The organism is Chryseobacterium sp. 3008163 (assembly GCF_003669035.1).
GTDB lineage: Bacteria > Bacteroidota > Bacteroidia > Flavobacteriales > Weeksellaceae > Chryseobacterium.
Window position 1 is genome coordinate 3872012 of record NZ_CP033070.1, and the last position, 19505, is coordinate 3891516.

At 34.3% G+C, this 19505-nt stretch carries 14 protein-coding genes and 4 pseudogenes; 8 read left to right on the plus strand and 10 right to left on the minus strand.

What is annotated here, in order from left to right:
• Positions 1-2603 (minus strand): annotated as a pseudogene (gene alaS, locus EAG08_RS17875) (alanine--tRNA ligase).
• 802 nt (positions 2604-3405) lie between these two features.
• Here alaS and msrA point away from each other — a divergent pair.
• A pseudogene (gene msrA / locus EAG08_RS17880) lies at positions 3406-3930 on the plus strand (peptide-methionine (S)-S-oxide reductase MsrA); the annotation flags it as partial.
• Positions 3931-3967: 37 nt separating this feature from the next.
• On the opposite strand, the gene EAG08_RS17885 reads toward msrA, so the two are convergent.
• The 3 genes and pseudogenes from EAG08_RS17885 to EAG08_RS17895 form a co-directional block, all read right to left on the minus strand.
• On the minus strand, positions 3968-4615 hold the full coding sequence (locus EAG08_RS17885) for a hypothetical protein (protein WP_129536614.1): 648 nt from the start codon (positions 4613-4615) through the stop codon (positions 3968-3970).
• 81 nt (positions 4616-4696) lie between these two features.
• Positions 4697-5542 carry an ABC transporter permease gene (locus tag EAG08_RS17890; protein WP_129536615.1) on the minus strand — a complete coding sequence of 282 codons (846 nt, stop codon included), beginning with the start codon at positions 5540-5542 and terminating at the stop codon, positions 4697-4699.
• A gap of 2 nt (positions 5543-5544) precedes the next feature.
• Positions 5545-6443, minus strand: a pseudogene (locus EAG08_RS17895) (ABC transporter ATP-binding protein).
• A 162-nt stretch (positions 6444-6605) separates the two neighbouring features.
• Between EAG08_RS17895 and EAG08_RS17900 the strand changes: the two are divergent.
• The 3 genes from EAG08_RS17900 (at position 6606) to EAG08_RS17910 (ending at position 9935) form a co-directional block, all read left to right on the plus strand.
• Positions 6606-7955 (plus strand): AAA family ATPase, encoded by a 1350-nt coding sequence (locus EAG08_RS17900; RefSeq protein WP_129536616.1) that lies wholly within the window; start codon positions 6606-6608, stop codon positions 7953-7955.
• Positions 7956-8018: 63 nt separating this feature from the next.
• The gene (gene prfB / locus EAG08_RS17905; RefSeq protein ID WP_129536617.1) at positions 8019-9131 is read left to right on the plus strand and encodes a peptide chain release factor 2; all 1113 of its coding nucleotides are present in this window, start codon (positions 8019-8021) and stop codon (positions 9129-9131) included.
• Between the two features lie 87 nt (positions 9132-9218).
• Positions 9219-9935, plus strand: coding sequence for a DedA family protein (locus EAG08_RS17910; RefSeq protein ID WP_129536618.1), 717 nt, complete (start codon positions 9219-9221; stop codon positions 9933-9935).
• Positions 9936-9974: 39 nt separating this feature from the next.
• On the opposite strand, the gene EAG08_RS17915 is transcribed toward EAG08_RS17910, so the two are convergent.
• Positions 9975-10835, minus strand: a complete 861-nt coding sequence (locus EAG08_RS17915; RefSeq protein WP_129536619.1) for an alpha/beta hydrolase — start codon at positions 10833-10835, stop codon at positions 9975-9977.
• Between the two features lie 123 nt (positions 10836-10958).
• On the opposite strand from EAG08_RS17915, the pseudogene EAG08_RS17920 reads away from it, so the two are divergent.
• A pseudogene (locus EAG08_RS17920) lies at positions 10959-11862 on the plus strand (DUF808 family protein).
• Positions 11863-11934: 72 nt separating this feature from the next.
• Here the strand turns inward: EAG08_RS17920 and EAG08_RS17925 are convergent.
• Entirely contained in the window at positions 11935-12885 is a 951-nt protein-coding gene (locus EAG08_RS17925) for an alpha/beta fold hydrolase (RefSeq protein ID WP_129536620.1), read from the minus strand.
• Between the two features lie 184 nt (positions 12886-13069).
• On the opposite strand from EAG08_RS17925, the gene EAG08_RS17930 reads away from it, so the two are divergent.
• Positions 13070-13600, plus strand: coding sequence for a hypothetical protein (locus tag EAG08_RS17930; RefSeq protein ID WP_129536621.1), 531 nt, complete (start codon positions 13070-13072; stop codon positions 13598-13600).
• 593 nt (positions 13601-14193) lie between these two features.
• Here the strand turns inward: EAG08_RS17930 and EAG08_RS22395 are convergent.
• From EAG08_RS22395 to EAG08_RS17950, 4 genes are all read right to left on the minus strand, one after another.
• Complete coding sequence (locus EAG08_RS22395) at positions 14194-14595, minus strand: hypothetical protein (protein ID WP_228446637.1); 402 nt, start codon at positions 14593-14595, stop codon at positions 14194-14196.
• 44 nt (positions 14596-14639) lie between these two features.
• Positions 14640-14990 carry a prevent-host-death protein gene (locus EAG08_RS17940; protein ID WP_129536622.1) on the minus strand — a complete coding sequence of 117 codons (351 nt, stop codon included), beginning with the start codon at positions 14988-14990 and terminating at the stop codon, positions 14640-14642.
• An 88-nt stretch (positions 14991-15078) separates the two neighbouring features.
• Positions 15079-16197: a molecular chaperone DnaJ gene (gene dnaJ / locus EAG08_RS17945; RefSeq protein ID WP_129536623.1), complete on the minus strand. Its 1119-nt coding sequence runs from the start codon at positions 16195-16197 to the stop codon at positions 15079-15081.
• 66 nt (positions 16198-16263) lie between these two features.
• Positions 16264-16800 carry a nucleotide exchange factor GrpE gene (locus EAG08_RS17950; RefSeq protein ID WP_129536624.1) on the minus strand — a complete coding sequence of 179 codons (537 nt, stop codon included), beginning with the start codon at positions 16798-16800 and terminating at the stop codon, positions 16264-16266.
• Between the two features lie 235 nt (positions 16801-17035).
• Between EAG08_RS17950 and purB the strand changes: the two genes are divergently transcribed.
• Both purB and EAG08_RS17960 read left to right on the plus strand, forming a co-directional pair.
• On the plus strand, positions 17036-18463 hold the full coding sequence (purB, locus tag EAG08_RS17955; RefSeq protein ID WP_129536625.1) for an adenylosuccinate lyase: 1428 nt from the start codon (positions 17036-17038) through the stop codon (positions 18461-18463).
• A 50-nt stretch (positions 18464-18513) separates the two neighbouring features.
• The gene (locus tag EAG08_RS17960) at positions 18514-19476 is read left to right on the plus strand and encodes a WG repeat-containing protein (protein WP_129536626.1); all 963 of its coding nucleotides are present in this window, start codon (positions 18514-18516) and stop codon (positions 19474-19476) included.
• Positions 19477-19505: the final 29 nt, after the last annotated feature.

Sequence of the window (19505 nt, forward strand, 5' to 3'; positions counted from 1 at the left end):
TTAAATATTCAAAGCTTTCTGATACGCATTTTCCAAACCATCAAGATTTTTTCCTCCTGCTGTTGCAAAGCCTGGATTTCCGCCACCACCGCCTTGGATTTCTTTTGCTAAATCTTTTACAATCGTTCCTGCCTGATAACTTGCAGCCAGATCATCTGAAATTCCAACAGTAATCATTGGTTTTCCGTCGTAATCTGATAGAACAATCGTCACAGAAGTCGGGATTTCTTTCTTCAGTTGGAATACAATATCTTTCACAGAACCTGCATCCAGAGAAGTTTTCTTCACCAAAAGCTGTTTATCGCCTTTATGTTCGTAAGCCGTTTTCCAGTCACCGATTTCGCCTTTTGCTTTTTCCTTTTTCAGAGATTCAACTTCAGATTTTAATGCTGAATTTTCTTCGATCAATTTCTCGATCGATTTTACAACGTCTTTAGATTTAAGCAATTGAGAAAGTTCGATTACCTGTTTTTCTAAACTCTTGAAATATTCTTCAGATTTGTCTCCGGAAATCGCTTCAATCCTTCTGATTCCTGCAGCAGCAGAAGCTTCAGAGTTGATTTTAAAATGACCAATTTCGCTTGTATGTTTTACGTGAGTTCCACCACACAGTTCTTTCGAACTTCCAAACTGGATCATTCTCACGCTGTCTCCGTATTTTTCACCAAACAATGCCATTGCACCTTTGTCAATCGCCTCTTGAATCGGAATATTTCTAAACTCCTGAAGAGCGATATTTTCTTTAATTTTTGCATTGACTTTTTCTTCAATCAAAGCCAGTTCTTCCTCCGTCATTTTACTGAAGTGTGAGAAGTCAAAACGCAGATAATCAGGACCAACGAATGAACCTTTTTGTTCAACATGAGTTCCCAAAACTTCTCTCAAAGCCTCGTGCAACAAGTGGGTTACCGAGTGGTTTGCCTGAGAGTTTTTTCTTTCGGTTGCATTGACTTTAGCGTAGAAAACAGCTCCTGCATCTTTCGGAAGTCCGTTGATTAAGGAAATAATCAATCCGTTTTCCTTTTTGTTTCTAAAACTTCAAAGCTTTCAACTGCATTTTCCAAGACGCCTTTATCACCGATTTGTCCACCACCTTCAGGATAGAAAGGGGAGTTGCTCAACACCACCTGATAAAATTCGCCGTCTTTATTTTCTACTTTTCTGTATCTTGTAATGTAAGTTTCTGCTTCTATTTGATCGTATCCTACGAAATTTTCAGGTTTTTCTTCCAAAACAACCCAATCGTACACTTTAGACGCTGAGTCTTTTTTAGAACGTTGCTTTTGTTTTGCCATTTCAGCTTCAAAACCGGCTTCATCAATCGTCAAACCTTTTTCTTCTGCGATAATTCTCGTTAAATCATCCGGAAAACCATAAGTGTCATACAATTCAAAAACTTCTACACTTGGTAAAACTTTAGAACCTTCAGCAATTGTCTGCTGAATTAATTTTTCTACTCTTAATAAACCGTTTTCAATGGTTTTTAAGAAAGATTCTTCTTCACTTTTAATGACTTCAGTGACTAATTTACCTTGTTTTTCAAGCTCTGGGAAGAATTTTCCCATTTGATTTTGAAGAACAGCAACCAACTCAAAAAGGAAAGGTTCTTTTCTATCTAAAAATCTATAAGCGTAAGAAATTCCTCTTCTTAAAATTCTTCTGATCACATAACCGGCTCCTCCGTTTGAAGGCAACTGTCCGTCAGCAATCGCAAAAGAAACCGCTCTGATGTGATCCACCACAACACGGATCGCAATATCTTTTTCGTCAGTTAAAATTCCTGTATATTTTTTTCCTGAAAGTTCTTCCACTTTAGCAATCAAAGGGGTAAAAACATCAGTATCATAATTGGAAGATTTCCCTTGTAAAGCCATACAAAGGCGCTCGAATCCCATTCCGGTATCAATATGTCTTGCTGGAAGATTTTCCAAAGAACCGTCCGCTTTTCTGTTGAACTGCATGAATACGAGATTCCAGATTTCGACAACCTGAGGATGATCGTTATTCACCAACTCCAAACCAGAAATTTTAGCTTTTTCTTCAGGAGTTCTCAAGTCTACATGGATTTCCGAACAAGGTCCGCAAGGTCCGCTTGCACCCATTTCCCAGAAATTATCTTTTTTGTTCCCGTTGATGATTCTGTCTTCAGAAACAAATTGCTTCCACAAATCATAAGCTTCAGTATCTCTTTCAAGATTTTCTTTTTCGTCACCTTCAAAAATGGTTACGTATAGATTTTCTTTCGGAATTCCGTACACTTCTGTCAATAATTCCCAAGCCCAAGAAATCGCTTCTTTTTTGAAATAATCACCGAAAGACCAGTTTCCCAACATTTCAAACATGGTGTGGTGATAGGTATCACGACCCACATCATCTAAATCGTTATGCTTTCCGGAAACTCTCAGACACTTTTGGGTATCGGCAATTCTTGGGGCAGTCGGAGTTTTATATCCTAAGAAATAATCTTTAAACTGCGTCATTCCCGAATTGGAAAACATCAGTGTTGGATCATCTTTCAACACGATTGGTGCTGAAGGAACGATGAGGTGGTTTTTACTTTTAAAATAGTCTAAAAACTGTTGGCGTATTTCCTGTGAAGTCATTTTTTATAGCTTTTAATATCAAAAAAATTGATAAGGATGCAAATTTAATATTTTTAAGTGATTGTGAAATAGAGTTACTGTGAATTAATGAAAATTATCAAGTGTATTTTAAAGTTTGAATGTAATTATTCTAAACCTCTTGTATTTCTTAGATAAACGAAGTGGCTTTGCTTCAGCTTTAATATTATTAAAAGAGGAATCAGCGAATCTTCGATTTGTATAACTTTAATTTTAAGCAAGTTTTTAACCTTGCGTTTATTTTTAACGCAAAGAAAGACTGAGTTTTTTTGACAAAAAAATCTTTAATTTTAAGTAAAACAAAGGCGTTTCACTTAATAAAGAAATACAAGGTTCAATTTCAACATTAAGATAATTAATTTTTTAAGGATGATTAAGAATTAATTAAAACTGATGTAAGCATGCTGCTTAATCATTCACCGTGGTGAATCTTAAAAAAATATAAAAGTATTTTATTCTTAAAAATTTAATGTACTTAATGGTTAAAAAAAATGTTCTTAAACCATTTAAAACAAACTATTTCCCAAGATTTTTCGTATATATTATAAAAGAAATTGATTGTTGAAAATTAAACTAAATCAAATTTAATTTTAGCGTGAAATTTGCATCTAAATAAAGTGTTTTAAAAAATTATATCAACAAAATGATTAAGCATAACAAACAAAAAATGAAAAACATATTCATATTACTCGGAATGTTTCTCGGAATTGCCGTTTTTGCAGCAAGCTGCGGAGATTCTAAAAAAGTAAAACCAACAGAAACTAAAGAAGAAAATCAAAAAATTATGGAAGAAGGAAATGTAAAAGAAGTTTATTTTGCAGGCGGATGTTTTTGGGGAACCGAACATTTATTTCAACAAGTGAGAGGCGTTGTGGGAACTGAAGTGGGATATGCCAACGGAAAAACTAAAAATCCAACTTATGAAGAAGTAGTAAGTCATACAACAGGTTTTACGGAAGCGGTAAAAGTGAAATACGATGCTGATGAGGTAGATTTGAAACTGTTGATTGAACTTTATTTTAAATCAATCGATCCGACAACTCTGAACAGACAGGGAAATGATGTGGGAGATAATTACCGAAGTGGAATTTATTTTACAGACAAAAATACAGAAGCAATTGTAAAAGCTGAAGTTGAAAAATTAGCCAAGAATTATTCTAAACCGGTCGTTGTAGAAGTTGAAACTTTAAAGAATTTCTACCGAGCTGAAGATTATCATCAGGATTATCTGAACGCAAATCCTGGTGGATATTGTCACATTGAACCGGGACTTTTTGAAGAAGCCAGAAAAGCAAACCCGCCAAAAGCGAAAAAATAAATTGGAAGTTGTCGAAAGGCAACTTTTTTTAGTTTAAAAACCTTTCTTTAATGCTGAACATAGAGATGTTTAGGAAGATTAGGAAGCCAAAGATTAAATAGAAAGCTTCTTTTGGAAGTTGGCTCAGTTGAAATTTGAATTTTGTATAACCTTTAAAGTAATCACTCTCATCTACATACGCATAGACAACCCCACCACAAATTGAAACATAATCCATCTCTTTTATATCAGGGTCTTGATAATTAACGGTTGCGAAAAGATGCCCTGTTTTGTTTAAATCTAAACCATACCAGTCATGTTTAGCAATAGCCATATCATTAAGCAAAGAAGCAAAATCGCCGTAAGTGTTGTTGTCATCTAAAATAAATTCGATGCCGGTTTCTTTTTCATTTCTCTTTTGAAGTTCCTTAATTTTTGAAACGTAAAATTTAGAATTGTTTTTTGCGGAATTTGGCTCAACGATTATTTTTTGATAATCCCAATCTCTTACTTGCTCGAAAGTAGAGTATTGCTCCTTTAAAGGAATATTGGGATTGTATTTTGCAGGTAAACCCAAGTCCATGACATTAGGAATTGGTTCATTTAGTTTTTGATTTCCATAATACCAAAACAAAACAGGAATCAATAATGCACTTATTAAGCCCGGAACATAGTATATTTTCTTTCCTGAAATCATTGGTTTAAATTTAAACAAAAAAAGTGACTCAATAATGAATCACTTTCGTATTTGAATAATTTATATCTGATAACTAAAAAATTACCAATCTCTTTTCTTTAAAATCCAGTAAGAACCAACGATGAAGATGGCGCACCATACCAAACAAGCAATTAAGCTTTCAGTAGGGTAGGTGAATTCGTATTTTAGACCCATCATTTTTGCCATATTCAATCTCAACATCGGGTTTGGAATTAAGCTTGACATACTTTCTAAAGGTAAAAGCTTGCTAAAGAAAAATTCATTTTGAAGAACTTCATTTCTTTGTGCTTCCTGCATTCCGCTTACTTTCGAAAACGTTTCAATACCTCCAAGAATTAACTCTGCAACCCAAAGTGCAAAGAAAGCAAGAAAAACAAAGATTGATTTTCTTAGCAAAATTGAAAGAAACATAAAGAAACAGAAAAATGTGAAAAGTTTTAAAAAATAATTTCCAATGAAAAATATTTCTTTAAAAACCATTTCAGAATCTGTAACCGTAGAATAACTTTTCCCTAAAAATAGTGTAATTCCAAAAACAATTACTGTAGAAATCACGGTGAAAATCGTAATGGTAATCAGTTTTGAACCAATGAATTCTTCTCGGCTCAGTCCATCAATTGTATTTTGCTTAAACATTCGGTTGCTGAATTCCTGTGAAATGGAAAACACAATAATTAGTCCTAAGAAAATCTTGAGCAATGCGACCGACCATGTTGTAAAATGCCAAATTGCTGGAAAATCATACATTCCTTGTTCTTTAAAATTAATGGTACTGCCAAATATTGTAAATTCTGCTAAACCAATAAATAAAAGAGCAATCAGAATCGCAAAATAAAGTATGGTGAAAACCTTAAATGGTCTGTAGTTCAGGTTTTTATAATATTCTAGTTTTAATAGTTTCATCATGATTATTTGTTTTTTACAAGTTCAAGGAATTGAGTTTCAAGCGATTGTTTTTTCTTAGCTAAATGGGATAAGAAAATACCTTTCTCGGCCAGTTTTTGGTTTAATCCGGATGCGGAAATCGAAGCATCATCACGAATCTGAGCTTTAATTATTTCACCATCAATTTTCACTGAAGTAAACCATTGAAGTTCCTCTAAAGCGCTCAAGAGTGAAGTATTGTTGTCAGCTTTCAATTCAAAAAATCCGGTGTTGGTGGTCATTCCGTCTACGCTTCCTGAGTAGATGGCGTTTCCTTCTTTCAAAACAATCACATGGCTGCATATTTTTTCAATCTCATCCAAAAGGTGACTTGCGATGATAATCGTGATGCCTTGTTTTGCAATCGTCCCGATAATTTCTCTGATCTGAATGATTCCTTCAGGATCTAAACCGTTTGTAGGCTCATCTAAAATTAAAACTTCAGGATTATTTAATAAAGATGAAGCAATAGCCAGACGTTGTTTCATCCCTAAAGAAAAGGTTTTAAAGGTGTCTTTTTTTCTTTCTAAAAGTCCGACAGTATTCAGAACTTCGTCGATTCTTGTGTGAGGTGTTCCTTTGATCTCAGCAACGATTTTAAGATTGGTTTCCGCACTTAAATATGGATAAAAGTTAGGTTGCTCGATAATGGCGCCTATTTTTTTCAGCGTTTCAGAATCTGTACCTTTTTGCCAAACCAGAACCAGTCGCCACTTGTGGGATTGATTGTTGAGAGAAGCATTCCGAAAGTAGTAGATTTTCCGCTTCCGTTCGGGCCGAGAAGTCCGTACACGTTGCCTCTTTCCACATCAAAGGAAATATTGTTGACAACAACTCTCTTGAATTTTTTAGTCAGATTTTTGACCGATAAAACTTTTTCCATGTTATATATTGTATATGCAATAGGTTTCTCTTTTTCGTGAAATGTTACAAGCTATCTTTAAATTTTGTTAAAAAAGTGAAAAGTGATAAAGTTCCAAAAACTAAAAACCAACAACTAACAACTCTATAATAATTTTCATTAAATTTGATTCAAAGATGATTTATGAAGTTAATAGAACTTGCAAAAGAGCTGAATGTTTCACCGGAAAGTATCAAACAGTTTATTCAGGATTTTGATCTGGATCTGATTGACTGTATTTCAACACAATTTGAAGTGAAAGAAGATTTTGAAAAATTTGCCCGTGAAAACGTAGATTTTTTAAAACAATATGAGAATGATTTAGACGAAAATAAAACGGTCGATCAAATCGCAGAAACCATCAATCAGCCGAAAGAAAAGATTGAAAAAGCGATTCAGGAAGGTCAAACTAATATTTATGACAACGGATTTTTCCGCTCGTCGGTTTCAAGTTATGGAATTGATAATAAATTAGGTGGCAATTATCAATTTGTCTATAATTATTTTGGCAATAAAACCAAGCTTCAGCAAAGAGATTTCATCGGTTACAGAGATTTATTCTTTTATATTTCCGGAATTTTAGAACCATTTTTAAATCCGCAACAGATCAAAGATTGGGGCATTAACAAACCTGTAGGGATTATTTTGTACGGACCTCCCGGAAGTGGTAAGATTTTTTGGGCAACTAAAATTGCTGAAATCATCAATTATAAATTTAAAGAAGTCAAGAAACATTACCTCGGAACTTCATTTGTTGACGGAATTCAAACCAATTTCAACGATTTTCTTTTAAAAATGATGAAAGAAGACAAGGTTTTGCTTTTTCTCGAAGATTTTGATGACATTATGATGGCGAGAAGCGCTGAAAATAATGTTGCATCTTGTGATCTTGAGTCTCAGGAAGTGATCCTGCATCATATTTCAAAATTTGAAAGTGAAGATGTCTTGATGGTGGGTTCAGCAAATACAGTGACTGATATTGATGAAGAAATTCTGGCACCTGGGAGATTTGATGTGGTAATTCCTGTTTTTCCACCGAATGCTGCAGAAAGATCAGAGATTATTTTATATTCAATGACTAAAAATCTGGATAAAGATTCTTTGCTTTTTAAAATTCTTAAAAATAATAAAGCTGATAAAATTCCTTTCTGGAGCGACATTGCTTCTAAAATGAAAGTCTTTAGCAACACCATGTTAATTGATTTTACCCAAAGCTTAAAAAAACGGATTAAAAACCGGTATCAAAAAACAAAAAACGAAAAGTTAATCATTGACGAAACGCTTTTGAATGGTGCTTTGCGTGATGCAGGTGCAAAATTAACCGAAGAATATCTGAACCAAATTGCACAGTTTTTAAATGATGTCATCATCAATAATTTAGATGATTTCCAGATGAGAATTCACTCGCTAAAATCTGAGCTGGAATCTTACAAAGAGGTGGAAATACCGAGAAGAGAAATAGGTTTTCAGCACAATGATGAAAGTGAGGTTTAAGTATGGATTTAGAAACTCAAAACTCTCAACTTTAAATCTTATTTTTGCAAAAAAGAATTATTCGTGATCAACAACGACCAGATAAAAGAAATTCAATCAAGAATTGAAGACCTTCATAAATATCTTCAGATAGACAAAAAGAAGATAGAAATTTCTAATGATGATGAAAAAACAGCAGCTCCGGAATTTTGGGACAATCCTAAAACAGCTGAGGTTTTCCTAAAGCAACTGCGTTCAAAGAAAAAGTGGGTTGAAGATTTTGAAGAAATCAGTACTCAGTTTGAAGACTTGCAGGTTTTAATGGAATTTGCCAAAGAAGATCCAGATTCTGAAAAAGAATTAGATGAAAGCTTTCCTGTTTTAATGGAAAAAATTGAGAATATCGAGTTCAAAAATATGCTTTCCAACGAAGGTGACGAACTTTCTGCTGTTCTTCAGATTACGGCGGGAGCAGGTGGAACCGAAAGTTGTGACTGGGCAGCCATGCTGATGAGAATGTATAATATGTGGGCAGAAAAGCAAGGCTATAAAATAAAAGAACTCAACTACCAAGAAGGTGAAGTTGCAGGTGTAAAAACTGTGACCTTAGAAATCGACGGCGAATATGCTTTTGGTTATTTGAAAGGTGAAAATGGAGTTCACAGATTGGTAAGAATTTCTCCTTTTGATTCTAATGCAAAGCGTCATACGAGTTTCGTTTCTGTATATGTTTATCCTTTGGTGGATGATACAATTGAAATTAACATCAATCCTGCTGATATTTCATTTGAAACCATGCGAAGTTCAGGAGCGGGTGGACAGAACGTAAATAAGGTAGAAACTGCCGTTCGTCTTCGTCACGCACCAACTGGTATTATCATTGAAAACTCAGAATCTCGTTCTCAGCTTCAGAATAAAGAAAAAGCAATGCAACTCTTGAAATCAAGATTGTATGAAATGGAATTGGAAGAAAGACTGAGAGCACGTACAGAAATAGAAGCCGGAAAAATGAAAATCGAGTGGGGAAGCCAGATCAGAAATTACGTGATGCACCCTTACAAATTAATAAAAGATGTACGTTCGGGGCACGAGACTTCAGATGTTGATGGAGTGATGAACGGAAATCTTACACCCTTCCTCAAAGCGTTTCTGATGGCAGACGGAACGGCGGTTTCGGATGACGATCTCGACCTATAAAATATCATGTTTACATTTTTGTTAAAATATGCTAATATGTTTTCAGCATAATTTTATTAAGCTTATTTTTGTTCATCATCATTACATATGGAAGATTACAATAGCTGGAGAGATTTATTAAACCCCGAATTTTACATCAACATGGGTGGGTTCTGGGTTATTTTGTTCATTATTTTTGCCGAGACAGGTTTGTTCGTAGGGTTTTTCCTTCCGGGAGATTCACTGCTTTTTGTGTCAGGAATTTATGCAGTAGATATTATTTCACAAACATTTGGTTCTACGGGAAGTGATTTTTTAGACACTACTCTTTTGGCATCTGCTGTTGCAATTGCCGCAATCATAGGGAATCAGGTAGGGTATTGGTTTGGAAGCAAAACAGGCCCGGCTTTGTACAAGAAACAAGATACTTTTCTTTTTAAGAAAAAATACCTTTATCAGGCACATGATTTTTTTGAAAAAAATGGTGCATTAGCTGTAATTATGGCTAGATTTTTACCTGTGGTAAGAACTTTTATGCCGATCGTTGCTGGTATCGTAAGGATGGATAAAAAAGCATTTCTTCGTGATAATATTATCGGTGGTGTGCTTTGGTCTTTCAGTTTGATTTTTGCAGGACATTATCTTGATAAATTATTCATGGATCAGTTTGGGATTAATCTGAAAGAAAAACTAGAATTTATCATCATTATCATTGTACTTGTTACAACGGTTCCTGTAATTCTTAAATTTGTGTTTGGAGCACCCAAAGAAAACCCAAAATTGGAAGATGAGGTTTTGGATGATTTGATTGACAAAGAAAAATAATCAACTTAAAATATAGAAAGTAACCTGCAGTTTTGCGGGTTATTTTTTTATCCATTCCAGAATGTTGGGATAAATAATACTGTCTCTTTTAGTTTTGTTGAAAAATCTCGGTGCATGACCGGTTTTATCCATAAAAACCAATTTGTGTGGTACATTCATCGCTGTCAAAGCAGAATCTAGTGCCAAACCTTGTTTTTGATTCACTAAAAAATCCTGATTTCCCTGAAATAAAAGGGTCGGAACATTGGTAATATTAGCAATAGGACTTGCTTTTTGGAATTCTTCTGATAAATTTTTTCGGTCAAATTTACTTCCTACCATTTTCTGAACCGTTCCTGAAGTATATTTTGAATAAAATGAATTTAAATATTCAGAAGAATAGAAGTCTGTCGGGCCACTCAGCGAAATAATTTTCTTAATCTTATCTGAATTCTGATAGCCGTAAAGCAATGCTAAATGTCCACCCGCACTTTCACCCAAAAGAATATAGTTGTCGGGAAGAAGTTCGGCTTTTTCAGAAAGTGAATTGAATGTCTCAATTGCTGATTTGATGTCTTCCAATTGATCTTTATAAGTGAAATGCTTTGAAACCAAGCGATAATTCATATTCACACTCGGAATATTATTTTCAAAAAGCATTTTTTGAATTTTAATCATGTGCTCCTTTCTACCGTACTTCCATGCACCGCCATGAAGAATTAAAACTATTGGCGAATCTGTAGCATAATCCGCAGGGAGAAAAATATCCATTTTCTGGCGTTTGTGTTCGCCATATTTTAGATTATAAATTTTCTGACTGTCTTTTCCCACCCAAACTCTGAATTTTGTATTGCATGAATTTAAAACCAAGCCTATCAATCCTAAAACAAAGAAATGGTAATTGAGAATCAGCTTTTTCATAGAGTAAAGGTAAGGAGAATTTTATTTTATGTTTAAATTAATAATCTCAAATCAATCAACAAAATCAAATTAAATCTATATTTTTGTAAGACTTAACATTTATTAAAAAAATATTAAAATACTATGGCTTCTGGTTTTTTTGCGATTTTAGATGATATCGCTGCTTTGATGGATGATGTTGCTGTAACAAGTAAAATTGCAACCCAAAAAACAGCAGGTATTTTGGGTGATGATTTGGCGGTAAACGCAGAAAAAGCGACGGGTTTCCTTTCTTCACGTGAAATTCCTGTATTGATGAAAATTATGAAAGGTTCGTTTATCAATAAGTTAATTATTGTTCCTTTTGTTTTCCTCCTAGAGTGGCTGTATTCGCCTGCTATTAAAATTATTTTAATCATTGGTGGATTTTATCTGGCTTATGAAGGTGTCGAAAAATTGTAGAATTTTTATTTCACAGAGAAAAAAAGGTCATGAGGTGATTGAAGAGGCGGACGATGTAATTGAAGAAGGCGAAGAAGCTGAAAAAACTAAAGTGAAATCTGCTGTTACAACTGATTTTATATTGTCGCTAGAGATTGTCATTATCGCATTGGCAGCTGCAAAAGATGGTTACGAAGCTCTGAAATCTGAATTTAATCCATTGCTTGTAGAAATAGTTACCGTTTCAGTAGTTTCTATTATTGCCACAGTTGGCGTTTACGGAATTGTAGCATTAATTGTCAGAATGGATGATGCCGGCTTTAAATTAATTAAAAAAAGTAATGATAAAGGCTTTTTTGGGAAATTAGGGCATCTGCTGGTTAAAGCACTTCCTTTTGTGATAAAAGCTTTAGGAATCATTGGAACCATCGCATTGATTTTGGTTGCAGGCGGAATTTTTGACCACAATATTGATTATCTTCATCATGCACTACCAACCTGGAATGAAGTATTGAAACAAGTTCTTTTTGGTTTGGCAGGCGGATTAATCGCTTTGTTCTTGATTACAGGCGGGAAGAAAATTTATTCATTAGCAACAAAGAAATAATTGTTAGATCTTTATAAAAATCCTGCTTCAGTCTTTTGGAGCAGGATTTTGTTTTTTAAATTTTATGAAAAACTAATTTTCTTTAAGCCATTGATTAATTTCAGCAAAACTTTGAGCTGGAGCTTCTACCCACGGAAAATGACCTGTCTTTTCTATCAATATCAGTTTAGAATTAGGTAATGTTTTGTGTAGCTGTTCAGCGAATTCGGGTAAATTATTGGTATCTGATTTTCCATTCAGAATCAATGTTTTTGTTTTGATCTCGGAGAATCTTTTCTGTTGATTATAATAATACTTCAATTCTTTCTCCTGCTGAGGTAATTGACCGTTCACAGGTTTTCTTCTTCCTGCTTTTGAAATTTCTTTCATAATAGGAATTACTTTTTGTGAAGATTCATCATCATAGCACCACCATTTCAGAGGAGCTTCTGACAGATCTCTTCCGTCCGGAGTTTTTTCGGTTTTGTGGGTGTACATATAGTTCCAGTCTTTTACGACCTGCGAAAACCATTCAGATTCTTTTATTCTTTTGTTTTCAGATTCTTTTTTTCTGTTGTAAATTTCTTCTGGTGATGCGATTAAAGAAGTTCCCGTCAGTATCATTCCTTCAACATGATTCGGATGTTCTAGACTGTAAAGCATGGCGATTCCGCTTTGGTCAGAATGCCCGAAAAACCATATTTTATCGACGTTGAGTCTCTTTCTTAGTTCCTCAATTTCTACAACACTTTTCGCAAGACTATAATCTTCCACGTTCTTTGGTGCAGAAGATTTTCCGGTTCCGCGTGAATCATAATAAACCATCGTGAACTTTTTTTCCAAAGGTTTTAATGTCAATTCATATCCTGTTTTCCCTGAATTAGGATGTCCTGCAAACATCACCGGACCGCTTCCTTTAATGGTGTAGTTGATGCTGATCCCGTCGATTTTTTCTGTGAAATTTCCATTTTTAAGCCCTTGTGCGCTTGCAAAAAAAGCGAAAAATGAATTGATTATAATTAATGCTTTCAGTTTGAAGTTCATAGATGGCAATAAATGGTTTAAAAAGACAAATTTAAATTATATCTTAAAAAATATGAATTATTTTCTTTAAATAAAATGAGTAGAACTTAGAATTCGTTCTGTAATTAGTATTAAATATTTATTTTTGCAGAAATTGAAACATTGAATTATCATTAAATTTAATGGACTTCACTTTCAATAAACTATGGGTAGAAATTTATCAATTGATGTTTTGAAAATCATACTGGCATTTTTTGTCGTATTTCTGCACATGAATTTTCTGAAAGAAACGTATCCTGCCTTGAGTTACATCTTAGTCAACGGACTTTTTAGAATTGCCGTTCCTGTTTTTTTAGTCATTACCGGATTTTATTTTTTCCATATCGATAATAAAGTGAAGCTGAAAAAATGGCTTTTCAGAACGTTTTTATTGTACGCAATCTGGATGTTGATCTATATTTCTTATTGGAAAGATAACGAACAAATTTGGCTGACTGTCATTTTTGGATATCATCATTTATGGTATTTGATAGGAACTTTTTTCTCAGGAATTATTCTTTACTTTTTAAGAAACCAAAATTCTAGATTACTGATTGTTTTAGCCGTAGGTTTTTTCTTATTGGGTTATGGAGTTCAGGTTTTAGGAAATCTTCACTATTTTAAAAACGAAAACGATTCGGTTTTAAATATGTATTTGCTCTACCGAAATTTCCTTTTTGTGTGTTTTCCTTTTTAACCATTGGTTTTTTGATCAATAAACACAAAGTTGATTTATCAGAATATAAAAATTCTTCGCTACTGGTAATTCTGTCTGTCTTGTGTGTCGTTGCCGAAGCTTTATTCAACTACAAATATATAAGCACCGAAAGTACCGATATTTTATTTTCTCTAATTTTTGCGAGCCCGCTATTGTTTTTGTATTGCCAGAAAATCTATATTAAAACCACATCAAAAATTTTAGCCAGTTTTTCTACAGCGATATATGTTGTACATCCGCTTATTATGAAATCTGATTTTTATAAAGATATTGAATCATTTAAAATCCTGATTTTTTTAGTGATTTTAATTCCGGTAAGCTTGGCTTTAGTTTATCTCAATAAAAAATTAAAATATCTGCTTTAAATTAATCCTGGCCGTTCATCGGAAGGATCATTCCGTTTTGATCATATTTCAGTTCTCTTACTTTAAGGCTTCTCAGATAACTTTTCCCGCCTGAATTTTTAGAATCATGATAAAAAAGATACCATTTTTTATCAATTTCTACGATGCTGTGATGGGTTGTCCAGCCAATAATAGGCGTCAGGATTTCACCCTGAAATGTAAATGGTCCTAAGGACTTTTATTTGAAGCTACCCCAATTTTAAATAAATCATTTTGATCTTTTGCAGGAAAATAAAGGTAGTATTTATTCCCTTTTTTAGCTACATCAGAAGCCCAAAGCTGTTGTTTTACCCAGGAAACGTCTTCCAATTTCAATGCAATTCCGTTGTCTCTGGCTTTCTCATTGACGTTATCTAAGGTCAGAACATGATAATCTTTCATGTTAAAATGCGCTCCATTGGTCGCATCTTTCACATCAGTCTGAATGTCATGAGACGGATAGATGTAAATTTTATCATCAAAAACATGCACAGAAGGGTCTGCAAAATATAAATCATCAAATAAATATTTTGGACTTTCTTGCGCGTAACCGATTGCACTGAATAATGTAAAAATTATAAATTTTCTCATGAATTGAACTTCCGTAATTAGTTTTACGAAAACAGAGAAAAATTTTAGTTTAAATTATAATTCATAATCACCAGTCTCAAAATAAAATGTACAAAATCTTGCTGTGCATCATTCCTGCTGATAAGTTTATTTTTGTATTCGTAAGTTCCGAAAACCTTTATCAAGGTTTTATAAGTATTATAATCTTCATCCTTAATTCTGATTTTCACATGTCCGTCTTTTCTTTTGATCAGTTGATCATCTAAAGTTCTCACTTTAAATAATACTTCACAAGATTTTGGAACAAGGCCATAATATCGTTCTACAATATTTACTTTGAATGCATCAAAAATTATTGTATTAAAGACCAAATTACCATTAGAATCTGGTGTACGAAGTTGAAGTTGATAGTTCATTTTGAATTGCTACCTTAAAGATATAAATAATTTAATATACGATGAAAGTGAAAAAGAGACTTTTTGCAAAGCCTCTTTTATATTTTTTTTAATTGAATAGATCTTTCACTTTATCAAAGAAAGTCTTTTCCTTTCCGGATGGTTCTGCAACCATATCACCACTAGACATTTGTTTTTCAAAGAAATCTTTTTGTTCTTTGTTTAGCGTCTGCGGCGTCCATACATTGATGTGGATAAACATATCACCTTTCCCATAGCTGTCAATGCTTGGTAAACCTTTTCCTGCCAATCTTAAGATTTTTCCGGATTGAGTTCCTGCATCTACGGTGATTTTTACTTTTCCACCAACAGTTGGTATTTCTTTTTTAGTTCCTAAAGCCGCTTCGGCAAAAGAAACATATAGTTCCTGATGAAGATTGTCACCTTCTCTTTTGATGGTTTTGTCTACTTCTTCCTCTACGATTACCAATAAATCACCAGGAATTCCACCGAAAGGTGCATCATTTCCTTTTCCTCTTACATTTAACTGGATGCCGTCTCTTGCACCTGCAGGAATGTTGATCGAAATTTCCTCCTCATCTTTTATTAAACCCTGTGCATTAGCTCCGGCAGGAATTTTGTCGGCAACTTTCCCGATTCCCTGACAAGTTCCACAAGTGGTCTGCGTTTGCATTTGTCCGAACATTGTGTTCATTACCTTCATCTGAACTCCGGCTCCGTTACAAGTAGGACAGGTTTTGGAAGTGGCACCTTCTGCCATCTTCATTTTTTTTACTTTAAGAGTTTTTTGGGTTCCGTTCACCATCTCTTCAAGATTCAGCTTAATTCTGATTCTTAAATTAGAACCTTTCACCTGCTGACGGCCTCCGCCACCGCCGCCGAATCCTCCAAAACCACCGCCGAAAATGTCGCCAAACTGACTGAAAATGTCTTCCATGTTCATTCCGCCACCAAAGCCACCGCCGCCGTAACCTCCGGCACCGCCCATTCCGGCATGTCCGTATTGGTCGTAACGAGCTTTTTTGTTGTCGTCACTCAGGACTTCATAGGCTTCTGCAGCTTCTTTAAATTTTTCTTCAGCCTCTTTATCTCCCGGATTTTTATCTGGGTGATATTTGATCGCCATTTTTCGGTATGCTTTCTTTATTTCGTCGGCACTTGCAGATTTGCTGACCTCAAGAACCTCGTAATAATCTCTCTTTGACATATATTTATAAGTAATGAACAATGGGTAATGAGCAATTATTAATTACTTATTACCCATTGCTGATAATTAATTTCCTGTTACAACTTTTGCAAAACGAATCACTTTGTCACCTAAAGTATATCCCGTTTCAATAACATCTACGATTTTACCTTTTAAATCTTCAGATGGCGAAGGAATCTGTGTAATCGCCTCGTGGTAGTCAACATTAAAGCTGTCTCCCGCTCTTACTTCCATGATTTTTAAACCTTTCTCAGTCAATTTGTTTTTAAACTTGTTGTAAATCAACTCAACTCCCTGAAGATCGGCTTCGTTACCGTTTTTAGCGATTTCTTTTAAAGCTCTTTCAAAATCATCCAAAACACCTAGCATAGAGACCATCATCTCTTGGTTGGCGTAAGTGAAGAAGTCCATCTTCTCTTTTGAAGTTCTTTTTTTATAGTTTTCAAACTCTGCGTACAATCTGATGTAACGGTCTTTTTCTACTGCCAAAAGTTCTTCTGCAGTAGGAATTTCTGTCACATTTTCTTCTGTTGTAGTTTCCGTCTGAGGATTGATTTCTTCCTGATTATTGATATTTTCTTCGTTGATATCCTGATTTTCCATGTTTCAATAACTTTTTATAACACATCTTTGTCAAAGATTTTGCCAAAGAAAAAATCAGGACATTTAGGCAGACTATAGATGAATGATTAAAAGATAATCGATGATTCTCTCAATGTATTAAATTAATTATTCACATTTCAACATTGTTTTTTAATCAAAACTTAAAACCATTCTCACAATTTTTCTCTCTCAATCAAAATCCGTATTTTTGTGCATCTAAAAAGTAAAAGAAAGAATGAATTCCTACAAAAATCCATTGGAAGAGCGTTACTCCAGCCAAGAAATGTTGTTTAACTTTTCTCACAACAACAAATTCCAGAATTGGAGAAAGCTTTGGATCGCTTTAGCTGAGATTGAAAAAGACCTTGGTCTTGACATCACAGACGAGCAAATTGCAGAGTTGAAAGCCAATGTTGACAACATCGATTACGATAAAGCAGCAGAATATGAGAAAAAATTCCGTCATGATGTGATGGCTCACGTTCACGCTTATGGTGACGTTGCGCCTTCTGCAAAAGGAATTATTCACTTGGGAGCAACTTCAGCGTTTGTAGGAGACAATACAGACTTAATTCAAATCCGTGACGGACTTTTAATTTTAAAGAAAAAGTTGGTTAATGTGATGAAAAATCTGGCTGATTTTTCGATTCAATACAAAGATCTTCCCACTTTAGGATTCACACATTTCCAACCCGCTCAGTTAACAACAGTTGGAAAAAGAGCAACACTTTGGTTACAAAGTTTGGTTCTTGACATCGAAGAGCTTGATTTCTTCTTAGAAACATTAAGATTCAGAGGAGTAAAAGGGACAACAGGAACTGCAGCAAGTTTCCTGGAGCTTTTCAACGGAGATTATTCTAAAGTAAAACATTTAGATAAAGAATTATCAAAAAGATTCGGTTTTGAGAAAGTTTTCGGCGTTTCTGGACAGACGTACGACCGAAAAATTGATGCTAAAGTGGTGGCTTTATTAGGGAATATCGCTCAATCTGCACATAAATTCACAAACGATTTACGTTTGCTTCAAAATTTGAAAGAAGTTGAAGAACCATTTGAGAAAAACCAAATCGGTTCTTCGGCAATGGCTTATAAGCGTAATCCAATGAGAAGTGAAAGAATAGGAGCGTTGGCAAAATACGTAATGTCTTTGACGACAAGTTCTGCGATGGTCGCTTCAACACAATGGTTTGAAAGAACATTGGACGATTCTGCCAACAAAAGATTGACTATTCCACAGGCATTTTTAGCCGTTGATGCAATTTTATTGATCTGGAACAACATCATGAACGGAATCGTGGTATATCCAAACAGAATCAACAAACATATTATGGAAGAACTTCCTTTCATGGCGACAGAATACATCATCATGGAAGAAGTGAAAGCTGGTGGCGACCGTCAGGAAATCCACGAAATAATCAGAGTTCACTCAATGGAAGCTTCTAAACAAGTGAAAGAAGAAGGGAAAGAAAATGATTTGATTGAAAGAATCTTAAACGACCATTCTTTGAAGCTTGATAAATCAAAACTGAAAGAAGTTCTGGATCCTAAAAACTTTATCGGTTTTGCACCTATTCAAACGGAGGAATTCATTGCCAATGAAGTTCAGCCTATTCTGGATGCAAACAAAGAATTGATTGGTTTAGAATCTGACCTGAAAGTATAAGTTACATGCAGTCTTTTGGGCTGCATTTTTTTTTTATTTTTAACTAAAACATGAAGAAAATACTTTTAATATTTTCATTAATTCCAATACTCTCTTTTTCTCAGGGAAAAGAAGTTTTAAAGTATTTTAAATCAAAGGATTCTTTGGTTGGGGTTAAAAATCAAGAGGGCAAAATCATCGTGCCTGCACAATTTAAAATTTTCTCAAATATTGAAGATGGTGAATTGGTAAAGGGGGAAACCATCTATTTTGATGGGGATAAAAATGGTGAAAAGCGTCAAAAAAATGAATGGGGATATATCTATGATAGAAAAGGAAACTTCATGTACAGGCCTTTCTTTCATGACAACGGGGCAGATTATTTTTCTGAAGGCGTAAGAAGATTCGTTAAAAATGAAAAAATTGGTTTTGTAGATAGAAATGGGGTGGTTATCATACAGCCTGAGCATGATTTTGTGTCGCCCTTCAATTACGGATATGCTGCTTTTTGTGACGGTTGTGATTGGGAACAAACCGAAGACGAGCACAAAGCAATTGTTGGTGGAACTTGGGGAGTAATGAATTTCAAAGGTGAAATAGTGAAACCTGTTGCAAAATCTGAAAATGCGATTGAGGTTGAAGGTAAATATTTCCCATATCCATTCAAATATAATGAAAAGGAGAATGATATCCTTCGGTTTTTTGAAAAACACAATAAGAAACTTTCAGAATTATATTACGTAAATCACTTTACGAAGTTATCTGAAAATCAAAAGAAATTATTCTTTGAAATCATAGAAAAACCAAAAGAAAACTTTCCATTTTACCAGATCAATACCTATGATTACATAAAAATGGAAGCAGGATTATCATATGAATTCAAATTCTTAGCATCACAAGATGGCAAATCGATCTATGCAGTGGATTTTGAAAATGGGAAAATTCCTTTTGAAAACTGGGTGGAAACTCAAGTCATAGAAGCTGAAAATTTTCAAAAAGATCATCCGGATAATCCCAATAAATTAAGTAAATAAAGTCTAATAATATTTAAATATCTGACATC

Excerpts from the sequence above, each read along its gene's own strand:
- EAG08_RS17885 (WP_129536614.1), bottom strand. The coding sequence starts at position 4,615 with ATGATTTCAGGAAAGAAAATATACTATGTTCCGGGCTTAATAAGTGCA.
- EAG08_RS17890 (WP_129536615.1), bottom strand. The coding sequence starts at position 5,542 with ATGATGAAACTATTAAAACTAGAATATTATAAAAACCTGAACTACAGA.
- EAG08_RS17900 (WP_129536616.1), top strand. The coding sequence starts at position 6,606 with ATGAAGTTAATAGAACTTGCAAAAGAGCTGAATGTTTCACCGGAAAGT.
- EAG08_RS17910 (WP_129536618.1), top strand. The coding sequence starts at position 9,219 with ATGGAAGATTACAATAGCTGGAGAGATTTATTAAACCCCGAATTTTAC.
- EAG08_RS17915 (WP_129536619.1), bottom strand. The coding sequence starts at position 10,835 with ATGAAAAAGCTGATTCTCAATTACCATTTCTTTGTTTTAGGATTGATA.
- EAG08_RS17925 (WP_129536620.1), bottom strand. The coding sequence starts at position 12,885 with ATGAACTTCAAACTGAAAGCATTAATTATAATCAATTCATTTTTCGCT.
- EAG08_RS17930 (WP_129536621.1), top strand. The coding sequence starts at position 13,070 with ATGGGTAGAAATTTATCAATTGATGTTTTGAAAATCATACTGGCATTT.
- EAG08_RS22395 (WP_228446637.1), bottom strand. The coding sequence starts at position 14,595 with ATGAGAAAATTTATAATTTTTACATTATTCAGTGCAATCGGTTACGCG.
- EAG08_RS17940 (WP_129536622.1), bottom strand. The coding sequence starts at position 14,990 with ATGAACTATCAACTTCAACTTCGTACACCAGATTCTAATGGTAATTTG.
- dnaJ (WP_129536623.1), bottom strand. The coding sequence starts at position 16,197 with ATGTCAAAGAGAGATTATTACGAGGTTCTTGAGGTCAGCAAATCTGCA.
- EAG08_RS17950 (WP_129536624.1), bottom strand. The coding sequence starts at position 16,800 with ATGGAAAATCAGGATATCAACGAAGAAAATATCAATAATCAGGAAGAA.
- purB (WP_129536625.1), top strand. The coding sequence starts at position 17,036 with ATGAATTCCTACAAAAATCCATTGGAAGAGCGTTACTCCAGCCAAGAA.
- EAG08_RS17960 (WP_129536626.1), top strand. The coding sequence starts at position 18,514 with ATGAAGAAAATACTTTTAATATTTTCATTAATTCCAATACTCTCTTTT.